16 protein-coding genes and 1 other RNA gene are annotated in these 12,841 nt (G+C 61.0%); 14 read left to right on the top strand and 3 right to left on the bottom strand.

Features of this window, described 5'->3' with window-relative positions; all coding sequences use genetic code 11:
- Nucleotides 1-167 precede the first annotated feature (167 nt).
- The 13 genes from FF090_RS12615 to FF090_RS12560 all read left to right on the top strand — a co-directional run bounded on the left by FF090_RS12615 (nucleotide 168) and on the right by FF090_RS12560 (nucleotide 9,532).
- On the top strand, nucleotides 168-1,481 hold the full coding sequence (locus FF090_RS12615; RefSeq protein WP_138857057.1) for a TolC family outer membrane protein: 1,314 nt from the start codon (nucleotides 168-170) through the stop codon (nucleotides 1,479-1,481).
- Nucleotides 1,482-1,499: 18 nt separating this feature from the next.
- A complete protein-coding gene (yaaA, locus tag FF090_RS12610) occupies nucleotides 1,500-2,294 on the top strand; it encodes a peroxide stress protein YaaA (RefSeq protein ID WP_138857056.1) in 795 nt (264 codons plus the stop codon).
- A complete protein-coding gene (locus tag FF090_RS12605) occupies nucleotides 2,291-3,127 on the top strand; it encodes a 2OG-Fe(II) oxygenase (protein ID WP_138857055.1) in 837 nt (278 codons plus the stop codon). Before yaaA ends, FF090_RS12605 begins: the two co-directional genes overlap by 4 nt.
- 22 nt (nucleotides 3,128-3,149) lie before the next feature.
- Nucleotides 3,150-3,872, top strand: a complete 723-nt coding sequence (gene ubiG, locus FF090_RS12600) for a bifunctional 2-polyprenyl-6-hydroxyphenol methylase/3-demethylubiquinol 3-O-methyltransferase UbiG (RefSeq protein WP_138857054.1) — start codon at nucleotides 3,150-3,152, stop codon at nucleotides 3,870-3,872.
- Nucleotides 3,869-4,528 carry a phosphoglycolate phosphatase gene (gene gph / locus FF090_RS12595; protein ID WP_246071409.1) on the top strand — a complete coding sequence of 220 codons (660 nt, stop codon included), beginning with the start codon at nucleotides 3,869-3,871 and terminating at the stop codon, nucleotides 4,526-4,528. Before ubiG ends, gph begins: the two co-directional genes overlap by 4 nt.
- A 17-nt stretch (nucleotides 4,529-4,545) precedes the next feature.
- Nucleotides 4,546-4,908: a transfer-messenger RNA gene (ssrA, locus tag FF090_RS12590) on the top strand.
- A gap of 172 nt (nucleotides 4,909-5,080) precedes the next feature.
- Nucleotides 5,081-6,370 carry a tyrosine-type recombinase/integrase gene (locus FF090_RS12585; protein ID WP_138857052.1) on the top strand — a complete coding sequence of 430 codons (1,290 nt, stop codon included), beginning with the start codon at nucleotides 5,081-5,083 and terminating at the stop codon, nucleotides 6,368-6,370.
- A gap of 94 nt (nucleotides 6,371-6,464) precedes the next feature.
- Entirely contained in the window at nucleotides 6,465-7,514 is a 1,050-nt protein-coding gene (locus FF090_RS12580) for a hypothetical protein (protein WP_138857051.1), read from the top strand.
- Between the two features lie 100 nt (nucleotides 7,515-7,614).
- On the top strand, nucleotides 7,615-7,893 hold the full coding sequence (locus FF090_RS19785; RefSeq protein ID WP_138857050.1) for a helix-turn-helix transcriptional regulator: 279 nt from the start codon (nucleotides 7,615-7,617) through the stop codon (nucleotides 7,891-7,893).
- A gap of 10 nt (nucleotides 7,894-7,903) precedes the next feature.
- Entirely contained in the window at nucleotides 7,904-8,215 is a 312-nt protein-coding gene (locus FF090_RS12570; protein WP_138857049.1) for a helix-turn-helix domain-containing protein, read from the top strand.
- The gene (locus FF090_RS19290; protein ID WP_175423647.1) at nucleotides 8,212-8,376 is read left to right on the top strand and encodes a hypothetical protein; all 165 of its coding nucleotides are present in this window, start codon (nucleotides 8,212-8,214) and stop codon (nucleotides 8,374-8,376) included. Before FF090_RS12570 ends, FF090_RS19290 begins: the two co-directional genes overlap by 4 nt.
- A complete protein-coding gene (locus FF090_RS12565) occupies nucleotides 8,360-8,884 on the top strand; it encodes a hypothetical protein (RefSeq protein WP_138857048.1) in 525 nt (174 codons plus the stop codon). The genes FF090_RS19290 and FF090_RS12565 overlap by 17 nt, the downstream gene beginning before the upstream one ends.
- Nucleotides 8,885-9,055: 171 nt before the next feature.
- The gene (locus FF090_RS12560) at nucleotides 9,056-9,532 is read left to right on the top strand and encodes a hypothetical protein (RefSeq protein WP_138857047.1); all 477 of its coding nucleotides are present in this window, start codon (nucleotides 9,056-9,058) and stop codon (nucleotides 9,530-9,532) included.
- A gap of 282 nt (nucleotides 9,533-9,814) precedes the next feature.
- Here FF090_RS12560 and FF090_RS19285 read toward each other — a convergent pair whose 3' ends face one another.
- Entirely contained in the window at nucleotides 9,815-10,087 is a 273-nt protein-coding gene (locus FF090_RS19285; protein ID WP_175423646.1) for a hypothetical protein, read from the bottom strand.
- Nucleotides 10,088-10,206: 119 nt separating this feature from the next.
- Here FF090_RS19285 and FF090_RS12555 point away from each other — a divergent pair, with 119 nt between their 5' ends.
- Nucleotides 10,207-10,680 (top strand): hypothetical protein, encoded by a 474-nt coding sequence (locus tag FF090_RS12555; protein WP_138857046.1) that lies wholly within the window; start codon nucleotides 10,207-10,209, stop codon nucleotides 10,678-10,680.
- Between the two features lie 186 nt (nucleotides 10,681-10,866).
- On the opposite strand, the gene FF090_RS12550 is transcribed toward FF090_RS12555, so the two are convergent.
- Complete coding sequence (locus FF090_RS12550) at nucleotides 10,867-11,250, bottom strand: H-NS histone family protein (protein WP_138857045.1); 384 nt, start codon at nucleotides 11,248-11,250, stop codon at nucleotides 10,867-10,869.
- Nucleotides 11,251-11,293: 43 nt separating this feature from the next.
- Nucleotides 11,294-12,634, bottom strand: a complete 1,341-nt coding sequence (locus FF090_RS12545) for a hypothetical protein (RefSeq protein WP_138857044.1) — start codon at nucleotides 12,632-12,634, stop codon at nucleotides 11,294-11,296.
- Nucleotides 12,635-12,841 lie beyond the last annotated feature (207 nt).

The following is a 12,841-nucleotide window of genomic DNA, read 5'->3' as shown; positions in this document are numbered from 1 at the left end:
GGCGGGACGGCTCGTCGGGGGTCTGACCCCAGTCAGCCTGCCGGGGCTGCAACTCGTCGCATGACGGGTGGCTGTTCACCCCCGGCACCCCTATAACCTCGCCCGCTGCGGCGTCCGACCCTGTTTGGTGCGCCCCTCCACAAACAAACCCTGCTGAAGGACTGGTGATGCCCTCTGTGTTCCCGACCCCGCTGAAACTTGCTCTGCTGCTGGCTTTCGGCGGCGCTGCCCAGGCTCAGAGCCTGAACGAGCTCTATCAGGCGGCACGCGCCTATGACGCCAGCTATCTGTCCGCCCGTGCAGCCTCCGAGGGTGCGCAACATCGGCTCACGCAGGCACAGGCCTTGCGCAAGCCCTCTGTGGGCTTGGGTATCAGCAGCACGCGTACCGAGCTGGACGTGCCGGTGCGCGGACGGGGAGCAGTGAATTCCACCGGGGCGAGTGTCAGCGCCAGCTATGCGCTCTACAACCAATCGCACGGCGCCTCCATTGCGCAGGCCGAACGCGGTGTGGAGCTGTCGCGTGCCGACCTGGCCGTGGCCGAGCAGGATCTGATGGTCCGTGTGGCCCAGGCCTACTTTGATGTTCTGGCCGCGCGTGAGGCCCTGGCCACCAGCCAGGGCAGCAAGAAGGCCATTGCCGAGCAACTGGCCTCGGCCAAGCGCAATTTCGAAGTCGGCACGGCCACCATCACCGACACCCGCGAGGCCCAGGCTCGCTTTGACCGCGCCACGGCACAAGAGATCGCGGCCGAGAACGATCTGCGCGTCAAGCGCGTGACACTGGATCAGCTGGTGGGCCGCAACGATGTGGATCCCAAGCCCTTGGCGCAGCCGGTAGCCTTGCCCGTGGTGGAACCGCTCAATGTCGACCCCTGGCTGGCCCAGGCCGAGGCCGGTCACCCGCAGATCCAACGTGCCCGTCTGGGCCTGGATGTGGCCCAACTGGAGGTCGACAAGGCCAAGGCCGCTGAGCGTCCGACCCTGGATTTGACCGGCTCGCTGGGCGTGAAGCGTGACAGCGGGAGCTTTGCCCAGCCAGTGGGCAATACCCAAAACGCCGTGGTGGGTGTGAGCTTCAAGATGCCGCTCTACACCGGCGGAGCCACCCAGGGCCGCATCGCCGAAGCCCTGGTGCTGGCCGAGAAGTCGCGCAACGACCTCGAATTCGCGCGCCGCTCGGTGGCCGAAGGCACGCGCCGCAGCTTCTACGGTCTGCAGTCCCTGAACGCCCAGGTCAAGGCCTTCGAGGCCGCCGAGTCGTCCAGCAAACTGGCACTGGAAGCCACGCAACTGGGCTACAAGGTCGGCGTGCGGGTCAACCTGGACGTGCTGAATGCCCAGGCCCAGCTTTACGCCACCCAGAACGACCTGGCCAAGGCGCGTTTTGATACCTTGGTGACCAGCCTGAAGCTGCGTCAGGCTTCGGGGCAGCTGCGCCCTGAGGACATCGCCGCGCTGGACGCTCTGCTGGCCAAGTAAGGAGCGGGTGGCGCGTCGATGCTGATGGTGTTGTCGCCGGCGAAGACGCTGGACTATGAGTCGCCGCCGCCGCCGGCTTGGGTGAGCCTGGAGGGCGAGCTCACGCGGCCGGAGTTCATGGCCGAAGCCGCGCCCCTGGTGGAGCGGCTGCGTACCTTCAGCCCGGCGCAGTTGGGCGAGCTGATGGAGATCTCACCCGCACTGGCCGAGTTGAACGTGCGGCGTTTCAAGGACTGGCGGCCGCGCAGCACGGCGCAGAACAGCCGGGCGGCGTTGCTGGCCTTTCATGGTGACGTCTATGAAGGGCTGGATGCCGCCAGCCTGGACGCAGCTGCGATCGCCCGCGCCCAGCGGCAACTTCGCATCCTCTCAGGCCTCTACGGTGTGCTGCGCCCGTTGGACCGCATGCAGCCCTATCGCTTGGAAATGGGCCGTCCGCTGGAAACCCCGGCCGGCCGGGGCCTCTACGCCTATTGGGGGGATCGCCCCACCCAGGCGCTCAACCGCCTGGGCGCACAGCAGCGCGTGCCCTTGCTGGTGAACTTGGCCTCGCAGGAGTACTTCAAGGTGGTGCAGCGACGACACCTGAAGTTGCCGGTGCTGGAATTGGTGTTCGAAGAAGTCAAGGCCGGCCAGCCCAAGGTGATCAGCTTTTTTGCCAAGCGGGCCCGTGGCCTGATGGCGCGCTACGCTTTGACGCAGGGCATTGAGCATCCGGACGATTTGCGGGGGTTCACGTCCGAGGGCTATGCCTGGGTGGCTGCGGCCTCGACGCCGCAGCGCTGGGTGTTTCGTCGGGAGCTACAGGCATGACGCAATACGTGACGCCGGATCTGCGGCGTTGGATCAAGGAGCAGTTGGCGGCAGGACAGTCGGCGGCCGATTTGGTGCTGTCGATGACCGGTGCCGGCTGGGAGCAAAAGGTGGCCGTCCAGGCCGTGGCCCAAGCCAAGCTGGATGGCTGGTTCAAGAAGGACGCCCCCAAGCAGCCGGCCCTGCCTGAGCCCAATATCGAGGACGGGCGCTGCGAGATTGACGTGGGTGACCGCGTGATTCAGGTGCTGAGCACGGTGCAGCATCCTCGGGTGGTGGTCTTTGGAAATCTGCTGGATCGGCAGGAATGCGAGACCATCATCGAGGCCGCCCGGCCGCGCATGGAGCGTTCCGAGACCGTGGCCGAAGCCAAGGACGGCAGCGAGGTCAATGCGGCGCGCACCAGCCGCGGCATGTTTTTCGAGCGCGGCGAGAACGAGGTGATCGCGCGGGTCGAGGCGCGCATCGCGCGCCTGGTGAACTGGCCGGTGGAGAACGGCGAAGGCTTGCAGGTGCTGAACTACCAGCCTGGCGCCGAGTACCAGCCGCACTACGACTACTTTGACGCCAAGCACGTCAGCACACCCAGCATCCTCAAGCGCGGTGGCCAGCGGCTGGGCACCCTGGTGATGTACCTCAACACGCCCAAGCGCGGTGGGGCGACCACCTTTCCGGACATTCGCATGGCCGTTCAGCCCATTCAGGGCCAAGCGGTGTTCTTTAGCTACGACAAACCCGACCCCAGCACGATGACCCTGCATGGCGGTGCGCCGGTGCTGGAGGGTGAGAAGTGGGTGGCCACCAAGTGGTTGCGACAAGGGCGCTTTGAATAGGCCGCCCATGGACAATGCGGGCATGAGCGAAACCGCAGCGACACAGACCAATGCCGACCCGGCCGAACTGGCCAAGTTCGGTGACGCCGCCCACCGCTGGTGGGACCCCGAAAGCGAATTCAAGCCACTGCATCAAATCAACCCGCTGCGCTTGGCCTGGATCGATGGCTTGGCTGGCCTGCGCGGTCAGACCGTGCTGGACGTGGGCTGTGGCGGCGGTTTGCTGTCCGAAGCCATGGCGCGCCACGGCGCAGCCCAGGTGCTGGGCATCGATTTGAGCCCCAAGGCCCTGGGGGTGGCTGAGTTGCACGCCATGGAAGCGGAGGTCATGAATCTGCGCTACCGCGAAGTGGCCGTGGAGACCTTGGCGCAAGAGCAGCCAGCTTCCTTCGACACCGTGACCTGCCTGGAGATGCTGGAGCATGTGCCGGATCCCGAGTCGGTGGTGCGAGCCTGCGCGCAACTGGTCAAACCCGGTGGCTGGGTGTTTTTCTCGACCCTCAACCGCCGACCCAAGGCCTATGCCTTGGCCATCCTGGGTGCTGAGTACCTGCTGGGCATGCTGGCCAAAGGCACCCATGATTACGCCCGTTTCATCCGCCCCAGTGAACTGGCAGGCGCCGTGCGTCAAGCTGGCCTGACACCGCTGCGCATGAGTGGCCTGAGCTACAACCCACTGACTCAGCGCTACGCCATCGGTGAAGACACCGACGTCAACTACCTGTTGGCGGCACGCCGACTGTGAGGCGCTTCGAGTGCCGGGCGGTGCTGTTCGATCTGGATGGCACCCTGATCGACTCGGCGCCCGACTTGGCGGGCGCAGCCAACCATCTGCGTGAAGCCCGAGGGCTGGCCCCGCTGCCGCTTGCTGCCTTGCGTCCCTGGGTGGGAACGGGCGCGCGGGGCATGCTCAAGGTGGCCTTGCATCTGGATCCCGATCACACGGAGTTTGAAGCGACCCGAGACGAATTCTTGGCCGTGTACGAGCGTCGACTCTTGCAGGACACGCGGGCCTTTTCGGGGGTTCCCGCATTGCTCGCGGCGCTGGTAGCACGCGGGCTGCCCTGGGGTGTCGTGACCAACAAGGCCGAGCGATTTGCATTGCCCATCTGCCGCGACATGCCCCTGTTGCAGTCTGCCGCGGCGGTGGTTGCCGGCGACACCACCACTCACGCCAAACCCCACCCCATGCCTTTGCTGGAGGCTGCGCGACGCCTGGGCGTGGCGCCAGAGCACTGCATCTATGTGGGCGACGACGAACGTGACATGCAAGCCGCTCGAGCAGCCGGAATGCCCGGGATCGTGGCCCGGTGGGGCTATCTGGGTCATGGCGACATCCAGAGTTGGGGCGCCGAGGCTGAAATTGAAGCGCCAGAGGCTTTGCTCGCTCTCCTGGCCTAGAATGGCGACGCTTTTCTGGGGCCGACCTGGTTTCGACGTGGGTGCGGATCTGGAGTAGGGCATGCCGAGCACCAGTTCGCTCGTAAATCCACTGGAAACAAACCAACTGCGAACGACGAACGTTTCGCCCTCGCCGCTTAAACACCGGTGAGCCTCTCAACGGCAGGCCGATGGGCCGGGTCCGCAAGGGCTGAGAGGTCATTCACATCGGCTGGTTCCTTGGTGGGCTTCTCACCCGGGAACGAGACTCAAGAGGCTGGGTTCCTACGTAGCGTGCGCGATGCGCGACCGGGAGCCGAGATTCAAATCAACGCGCTAAGCATGTAGATCTGCCCGGTGATGGCTTACGGACGGGGGTTCAATTCCCCCCGGCTCCACCAGAACAAGGTTTGCGACAGTTCGCAAACGACCGAAAGGCCCAAGTAAATCAACGACTTGGGCCTTTTTTTTGTCCGCAGAGGTGCAGTAACTTCCGCCGACTTCCGGCCCAAAGTTGCAGTAACTTATGCAGTAACCCCACAATCCGGCCACCCAAGCCGCGAAAGTTACTGCATGGCGCGAGACCTGATCCCGGGCGACAAGACCCTTAAAGCCATCAAGCAAGGCGACCCCCGCAAGCGCATCAGCGATGGCGACGGCCTCTATCTGCTGCTGTTCGTGAAGGGCGGGGCGCATGGCTGGCGTTTCGACTACAGCTTTGGCGGCAAGCGCAAGACCCTGAGCCTGGGCACCTACCCCGACACCAGCCTTTCGCTTGCCCGCGACAAAGCCAACGAGGCGCGCAAGCTGCTGGCGGCCGGAACCGACCCCAGCGACGCCCGCAAACAGGCCAAGGCCGAAAGCCAAGCCCAGGGCGAGGCCCAGGCCCGGGAAAAGCAGGGCCTGCCCGCGCTGGGCTCCTTTGAGGCTGTGGCCCGGGAGTGGTGGCAGGAGGTGCATTGCGCCAAGGTCAGCGAAAGCCACGCGGCGCGCACCCTGGTGCGGCTGGAGCAGGACGCCTTTCCCTGGATCGGCAGCAAACCCATTGCCGAGCTCAAGGCCGCCGATGTTTTGGCCTGCGCGCAGCGCGTGGTGCAGCGGGGCGCCATTGAAACCGCTCACCGGCTCAAGGACGCCTGCGGGCAGGTGTTCCGCTACGGGGTGGCGAAAAGCCTGTGCGAACGCAACCCCGTGCCCGATCTGCGCGACGCCTTGCCCCCGGTTCCGGCCCGGCATCTGGCCTCAATCACCGAGCCGGCCAAGGTGGCCGAGTTGCTCCGTGCCCTGCAGAGCTATCAAGGCCAGCCCATCACCCAGGCCGCGCTGCAACTCTCGCCCCTGCTGTTCCTGCGCCCCGGGGAGTTGCGCCACCTGGAATGGGCCTGGATCGACTGGGAGCAGCGCTGCATCAACATCCCGGCCGCCCTGATGAAGCGCAACAAGGCCGACAAGGCCACCGGCGCCCCGCATTGGGTGCCCCTAGCCAATCAGGCCCTGACGGTGCTCGAAACGCTCAAGCCACTGACCGGCGCCGGCCGCTTCCTGTTCCCGGCCCTGACCACCGACAGCCGGCCGATGAGCGAAAACACCGTGCGCTCCGCCCTGCGCCGGCTGGGCTATGGCAATGAGGACATGACCGCCCACGGCTTCCGCGCCATGGCCCGCACGATGGCCGATGAGCAGTTGGGCGTGCCGGTGGAAGTGATCGAGGCCCAGTTGGCCCATGCCGTGGCCGACAGCCTAGGGCGGGCCTACAACCGCACCCAATTCCTGGCCCATCGGCGCGAACTGATGCAGCGCTGGGCCGACTACCTGGACAAGCTGCGGCAGGGGGCGGAGGTGTTGCCCTTCAAGGCGGCCTGATTTGAGCAATCGATTTCTCCGCGCCTAGGCTGATCCCCAAGGAAGACTGGCTCTGACTTGTTTCAAATTTGCTGCCACAACAAAGAGAACCAAGATGGACTGCGTAGATAGCAACCTGCCCGAGATTGACGAAGCGTCCCGTGCCCGTACTGAAATCGCGAAGAGGGAGCTGATCAATCAGCGCCTTCGGCGGTTAACTGTGCCGAGTCCTGGCTCTGAGGATGAGCGGGCTGCCAAGCATGCAGCAAGGTTGGCGGAGTTGAAGCAGGACCAAATCTGTCGTACATCGGGCGGTCTAGTGATCACCCATCGCGTTTACTCCGAAGAATCAGGAAAGCATGAGCCGCTAGATGGCAGCAGTTTGCTGCGTCGGCTTGAGGCTATCCAGTCTGATGTCGAAGGCTGGTTGGAGGATTACGGATGTACCTCAGAAGTCATTTCGCGCGCTGTTCGGCTGGTGGGTGTGGCACATAAGACTTGGCACCATCGGTTCGAGGTGGCGCCGGGTAACTACGTCGACAAGATGTACATGACCATCAAATATCGATTTGGGGATCAGCTTCCCGAGTTGGATGGAGTGAACTTTGCCGAGGACCTTCTCACCGTTGGTTCGGAAGATGACGCCGACGCCGACGCCGACGCCGCTCCGCTGGTCTTGTTTGAGAGGCCAGCGGGCAGCCTTGATCTTAAGAAAGAGGATTTGGCATTCATTGCCGCGCTTGAACCATTTGAGTGCTGGTCAAACGCCCCGTTGTTGTTGGTCGCATCGCTTTGGTTTGTCCACTTGTCTCTTGTACTGAGAGGCGCTGGTGATAGTGATGGCGCCTTCTGCGCTGCACAAGGAGCCCGTGATCTTCAGGTAATGGCAGGCTTTTACGCCGACGCGGAAGGGGTTGAAAACGCATCTGAAATGACTGACTTGCGAACTGCTCAAACTGCGGCGGTTGAGCTGGGGCGTCGGGGAATTGAGAAGCGCCATGCCAAGAACAGGGCGGTGAAGCGGACTGCAATCGAGCTCTACCAATCACGGGAGTGGAAGTCTCGCGCCGAAGCGGTGCGAGCTATCGCGCCGCAAGTCAGCAGGGACCCGACCACCGTTAAGGCATGGTTTGAACGCTTTGACCGTGTAAGACGTTTGGAATGATGCGGTTCTAGCGTGACAACTGCTCTTTTGCCGCCAAGGTAGCTGTTTTCTCGGTAGCGCCGTATCGCGCGCCAAAGGTCAAAAACAGACCATTCGCTTCATGTTCAACCCTCATGAAGTACCGATGTCCAACAACGCACACACAAGTCCCCGCCCCGAGCTCAAGCGAAAGGGGCTGACGGAGCAACCGCTTCAAGCCGCGCAAATCTCAGAAGCCCTGTTGAAACTGAAGACTGTTCAAGCCCTTACCGGCCTTGGAAAAACTTCTGTTTACGCACGAATCAAGACTGGCGAGTTCAGGCCGATCCACCTCAGCAAACGCGCTGTGAGATTCAGGGCCGGTGACATTCAGGCTTGGCTCCAAGCCCAGGGCCAATAAGGGGACGGCCATGCACCAAGAAAAAAGGACCACCCCCGAAAAAGAAGCGGCCCTCAAAGCATTGCGCAACGAGTTTATCGGCACCGACGCTGGCACCCAAGGACAGCGCGCACTAGCGGCGCTGAGGTTGTTCCCACTGACGACGTTTGAGCTGTCTCGGTGCCTGGATGTGTACCACCCGCCGGCTCGCATCAAGGAGCTTAGGCAGGCCGGGCACAACATCGTCACGCTGCGCGAGACGGTGACAACCGAGGCGGGTGTGAAGCACAGCTTGGGCAAATATGTGCTGCTCCGCGAGGCGGGCGAGGAGCGGGCGGCATGAAGGCGCCGGACTGGCTGGAACAGCTGCAAAGCCTGGCGGCCCGATTCCCAGAGGCCGGCATAGGCCCCGACCTGGCCGGCTTGGCGCTGGCCGATCTGTGGGGCGTCTATCGGCCGTTGGTGCGGCTGGCAGAAGGAGCGCAGCATGGCCCAACACCGTGATGCACCGGCCTTCCAGGAGTACGCCGCCAGCATGATGGCGCGCACCGGCTACCGGGCGATGTCGTTGCAGGGGCGCGGGCTCCTGTACACGCTGCGCCTGGAGTGCTGGGTGAACGGCTTCATGCCCGCCGAACCTTCCTTGCTGGCCCGGGTGTTGGGCTACACGCATGAGGAGGTGGCCGGCGTGCTTGCGGAGGTGCGGCCCTTCTTCTTGGAGCAAGACGGGCAGTTGCGCTGCCCGGAGCTCGACGACTACCGCGCTCACTTGAATGACAAGCGTGAGCGCCAATCGAAAGGAGGCCGAGCCGGCGCCCAGGCAACCAACTCAGCCAGGAGCCAACGCAAGCAGGCGGGTAGCTCGACGGGTAAGCCGCGAGTGGGGCGCGGCTCTTTAGTACAGGTCAGTCCAGAACAGCCCAGTACAGAAAAGGTCAATTCAGCTTTGAGTGAGGACTCTTCAATGGAGGACTGGGCCAGAGAGTACGAGAGGGCAAGCCGTGGCTACTGATCTTGGACTTTGCCCCTCGGGGATGGGTGTTCTTGCAGTCGATTTCGTAATCTGTTGAGGTGAGCGATGGGACGAGGTGGAAGCCGATACGGGGCAGGGCGCCCAGGCTGGCGCGCAAAGGCCGAGCAAAGCCTGCGGCTGGATGTGCGGGCGCTTCACCGGCGCGGGCTATTGGAGGGCGCGAGTTGCGGCTGGCGCTGGACCAACTCTGCGACCGGCCAGGAGTCGGGCAGCATCAGCATTGCCACGCGGCCCGGCGTGGTGGGCCTGCGCTTTAGCCACGGCGGCCAGCCGGTGAGCCAGGATGTCGCGCTGGTTCGCACCGCCTGCCATTTCGGCGGATCGCGGCCGTGGTTCCTGTGCCCTGGTTGTGCGCGTCGGGTGGCAGGGCTGTTCTTCCGCTTTGGCCGCTTCCTGTGCCGGCATTGCGGGCGGGTGGCCTATGCCAGTCAATCGCAGGACGCCATCGGGCGGGGCTGGATCAAGCAGGGGAAGCTGGAAAGCCGTCTGGGGCCAAACTGGCAGCGCCCCAAGGGCATGCACCGGGCGACCTTCGGGCGGATCTTTGCGGGCCTGATGGCTTGCGAGGAGGCGAGGGAGGAGGCGCTGTGTGCGTTCTTGCAGCGGCACGCGGCGCTGCTGGGGTGAGTGGCGGGCGGCGCGGCGGAGGGGTTGTGGCCCCGGCCATGCGGCCGATCCCTGCAGTAACTTTTGCAGTAACTCGGGGCTCTATGGCTTCACTTTCATAGAGGAGTTCAAGTGACCCCGGCACCAGATTAGGTTCCGCCAACGTGCGAGAACATCCAAAAGGCCCAAGTAAATCAACGACTTGGGCCTTTTTCTTTGCCTCGATGCTGAGCTTGCTGTCTTGTGGACTTTGAATTGCCCCCTGCGAGGGCGTTCAGTGTTGTGGGCTCCTGCCCCAGCAGTTCAGTGAGTGCTCATGAAGGCTGCGACTGCATTCAATCCCATCAGAACTTGTTGCGTCGGCTTGAAGCCGAGTGCCTGTTGGGCTTGCTGCGCCTGTTGGTCACGCGCTCGCTTGCGGCGGTCGCCACCGGCTTTGAGCCAATCTCCGAAGGACGATTCCTGAACCTCTAGGCCCTCCAGCGTCGCGCGCAGCTGCGGGCCTAGGGCACGCTCGAGCACGGCGGGAGTCCAAGACGGGGCGGCGGGGCGACGGGGGGTGTGGTGCAAGTTCATGGGAGCGACTTTGCCGGCAAGGTGCGGCCAACGACATCCCCCGTTGGTGGGAGGTCCGCGGGGCTCCGCATGCGTGATGGTTTGTGCCGTGATGGATTTCACGCGCAACTGGCGGCTGCTTGTCCTTTATCTTGCCTTTAGCTTGGCGTTTTTACGCATGGCAATTGCACCTTCCTTGCTCGACAAGTGGCGCTGCGGTATGCAACCCGGGGAGGCGCATGACAAGCGAGATGTGGATGGGGATCGTTGGTGGCCTTGGCGCGGCATTTGTGCTGGTTTGTCCACTAGCCTTTGTGTGCTGGCGCCGTTGGCGGCAACTGATTACACAGGGCCAACGCGTGGAGTCGGCGCGCCAGCAATTGATGTTGCAAAACACTCAGGCGCGCAAGCAAATAGAAATTCAGCAGGCCGAGTTGGCTGAGCTTCGCCATCAGTTGGCGCTCTATGCAAGCGGCGCAAAGGAAATGCCCCGCTTCGAGCCAACTGCACCGCAGCCCGAGGACGATCTGTTGATCGGTCTGCAGGAAGCGGCCCCCGATCGGCCGGCGGATGGGTTCGCGCAGACCCAAATTGCATTGCGCGGGACGCGCTGAATCGTTCGGGCCACAAAGCAAAACGGACCCATAGGGTCCGTTGATGCATGTCTTGGCGGAGAGGGCGGGACAAATGTGCCCAACCGCCAAAACCCTTATAAATCAACCGCTTAGGCGGTAGCGGGGTCAAAAATTTTGCTACCAGTGTTGCTACTAGTAGCGCGCATGCCGTCTTATACCACGTTTTTAGGCCGTTTTCTGGATTAGAAAAGTCTCTATGTCGATACCTTTGGCGGTGGCTTCAACCACCCAGGCGGGCTTACGCCCCCTGCCCCCGCCCCATGTCTCGCCGGTCGTTGGATTGCGGTATTTGGCTTCTGCCGTGGGCTTTGCTGCGTCGTCCTTGGCTTTGTTGGCTGTGCGGGGCTTGCGTGGGGGCTTTGGCTGCTCGAACAAATCGGCGGCGGTAAAGCCGTAATCCGCAATTTGTTTTTTAAGCTCTGCGCGCTTTGCGTCGCGATTTGCGGCGCGCAATGCGGACAATTGCGCTTCAATGTCTTGTAGCGCTGCAATGCGCTTAGCGTGTTCCGCTTCCAATTTTTCCAGTTGTGCCGTGCTAGTGTCCGCCATGATGCCTCCGAATTGAGGCAATCAATGTAGCACACAATTAGGGCTAAGAAAAGTCTAATTCTAGTCCAGGAATTAGGCCGGAATAGTCTTCTTGAACTTGTGGCGCGGGCTTCGGCGCGGGGTGCATGTAGCTGTAAGTGGTTGCGCGGTACTCTGCAATTGCAAATGTGCAATGACTGTGGATTTTTGCGCACATTCTTTCTTTTTCTTCGGCGGTGAAGCTTGATTTAATTAGCTTTGCAAGCGTTTTAGCGTGCTTGAATTTAATTTGCTCAACATCGGCTTTTATTGTCTCGTCGCACATGCGCAAGACCATGCGCTGAGTTGTGCCGGGGCGTGCTGCTTCGTTGCGTGCGGCGCGAAGGATGAAAGCCAAACCAGCGCGTGGATTTGCGGGGCTGGTTGCAATCATGTGTTGAGGTTGTGGGTATGAAATAACGAGGCGTTGCGGGTCAATTTTTGCGATGCCTTCCGGTTTTTTCCAATCGGAAGGGCATGGAATTCCGAGCTTTTGCGCGAGCTGCCCAACATTCCATCTGTCGCGGCCTTGAATTGCTTTGGCTGCTCTAATCCAATCATTCGCGGATTGCTTGTCACCTTTTGCGCTTGCGTCCAGCAGTTGAAAGAGATTTTTTAAGTCGCTCTTGCTTTTGTTTTTTGTGTCGTAGGCGGCGATTTCTTTGGCTATGTAAAGCGGGTCAAATTGACCTTGCGCGTTTAGGTCAACCCCGTGAGAATTGCAGGACATACCGTTTTTCTTCAAGGCTGCTTTCCATTTTTTCAAAGCCAGTTTTTGAAATTCTTCAATGTCTGTGCCCGGCGCGTAGGTGATTAGGTCATGAATGTGAAGATGTAAGCCGTTAGAACCTACCGGACATTCCATGGCGCGAACTCGGCCAAAGCTGCCAATTTTTTTAAATTCGCGGTACATAGAAATACTGAAATCTTCCAGCGACAAATAAAATTTTGCTATATGTGCTGACCAATCGTCATTACGGCGATGCTGTGCAGTCAATGTTAGCAAGCCAACGTGTAAATTATGCGTTTTCGCGGCTGGCAAAAAAGCGAGTTCAAGCCAATTTCGCATGTCCGAAGCTTTATAGCCTGCACAATGGGGGCATAGATGGGCGTTGCCACATTGGGCTACATCGTGCATCCTAGATAGGGTATAAGTTTGCGTGACGTATTTGCCATTGATTTTTTCTTTTATGGATTTTCTCTCGACGACGACAAAAGCTGTGTTGGGGTCTTGGGTGTGATGTGCTTTGGCTCGCTGGCAAAGTTTTAAACCATCGCCCAAGATATTTTTACCAGTTTCGAGGAAGTTTTTTGTTAGAAGCTTTGAGGCTTCGTGTTGTCGTATTGATGTAGCGTTAAATTTCATAGGTGTGTTCCATTTCAGTTTCAAAACCGAAATAAACCACTTATTTGCGCCTCATTCTTACTTGACAATTTGCTATTGATAGCTAAAATATTAGATGAAAGAGATTGATGTGTAGTGTGTTTACCGTCAGTCTTGGGCAAGTCAAGCGCTAACTTGATTTGCTCCAATTAGGTTATCATTTTTTATTTTGCAAATCAAGAATAGGCC

The organism is Inhella inkyongensis, from assembly GCF_005952805.1.
Taxonomy (GTDB): domain Bacteria; phylum Pseudomonadota; class Gammaproteobacteria; order Burkholderiales; family Burkholderiaceae_C; genus Inhella; species Inhella inkyongensis.
This window is presented reverse-complemented; position numbering and strand designations above follow the sequence as displayed.

What these genes read in the sequence shown, in the direction of transcription:
- FF090_RS12615 (WP_138857057.1), top strand. Translation starts at nt 168, where the DNA reads ATGCCCTCTGTGTTCCCGACCCCGCTGAAACTTGCTCTGCTGCTGGCT.
- yaaA (WP_138857056.1), top strand. Translation starts at nt 1,500, where the DNA reads ATGCTGATGGTGTTGTCGCCGGCGAAGACGCTGGACTATGAGTCGCCG.
- FF090_RS12605 (WP_138857055.1), top strand. Translation starts at nt 2,291, where the DNA reads ATGACGCAATACGTGACGCCGGATCTGCGGCGTTGGATCAAGGAGCAG.
- ubiG (WP_138857054.1), top strand. Translation starts at nt 3,150, where the DNA reads ATGAGCGAAACCGCAGCGACACAGACCAATGCCGACCCGGCCGAACTG.
- FF090_RS12585 (WP_138857052.1), top strand. Translation starts at nt 5,081, where the DNA reads ATGGCGCGAGACCTGATCCCGGGCGACAAGACCCTTAAAGCCATCAAG.
- FF090_RS12580 (WP_138857051.1), top strand. Translation starts at nt 6,465, where the DNA reads ATGGACTGCGTAGATAGCAACCTGCCCGAGATTGACGAAGCGTCCCGT.
- FF090_RS19785 (WP_138857050.1), top strand. Translation starts at nt 7,615, where the DNA reads ATGTTCAACCCTCATGAAGTACCGATGTCCAACAACGCACACACAAGT.
- FF090_RS12570 (WP_138857049.1), top strand. Translation starts at nt 7,904, where the DNA reads ATGCACCAAGAAAAAAGGACCACCCCCGAAAAAGAAGCGGCCCTCAAA.
- FF090_RS19290 (WP_175423647.1), top strand. Translation starts at nt 8,212, where the DNA reads ATGAAGGCGCCGGACTGGCTGGAACAGCTGCAAAGCCTGGCGGCCCGA.
- FF090_RS12565 (WP_138857048.1), top strand. Translation starts at nt 8,360, where the DNA reads ATGGCCCAACACCGTGATGCACCGGCCTTCCAGGAGTACGCCGCCAGC.
- FF090_RS19285 (WP_175423646.1), bottom strand. Translation starts at nt 10,087, where the DNA reads ATGAACTTGCACCACACCCCCCGTCGCCCCGCCGCCCCGTCTTGGACT.
- FF090_RS12550 (WP_138857045.1), bottom strand. Translation starts at nt 11,250, where the DNA reads ATGGCGGACACTAGCACGGCACAACTGGAAAAATTGGAAGCGGAACAC.
- FF090_RS12545 (WP_138857044.1), bottom strand. Translation starts at nt 12,634, where the DNA reads ATGAAATTTAACGCTACATCAATACGACAACACGAAGCCTCAAAGCTT.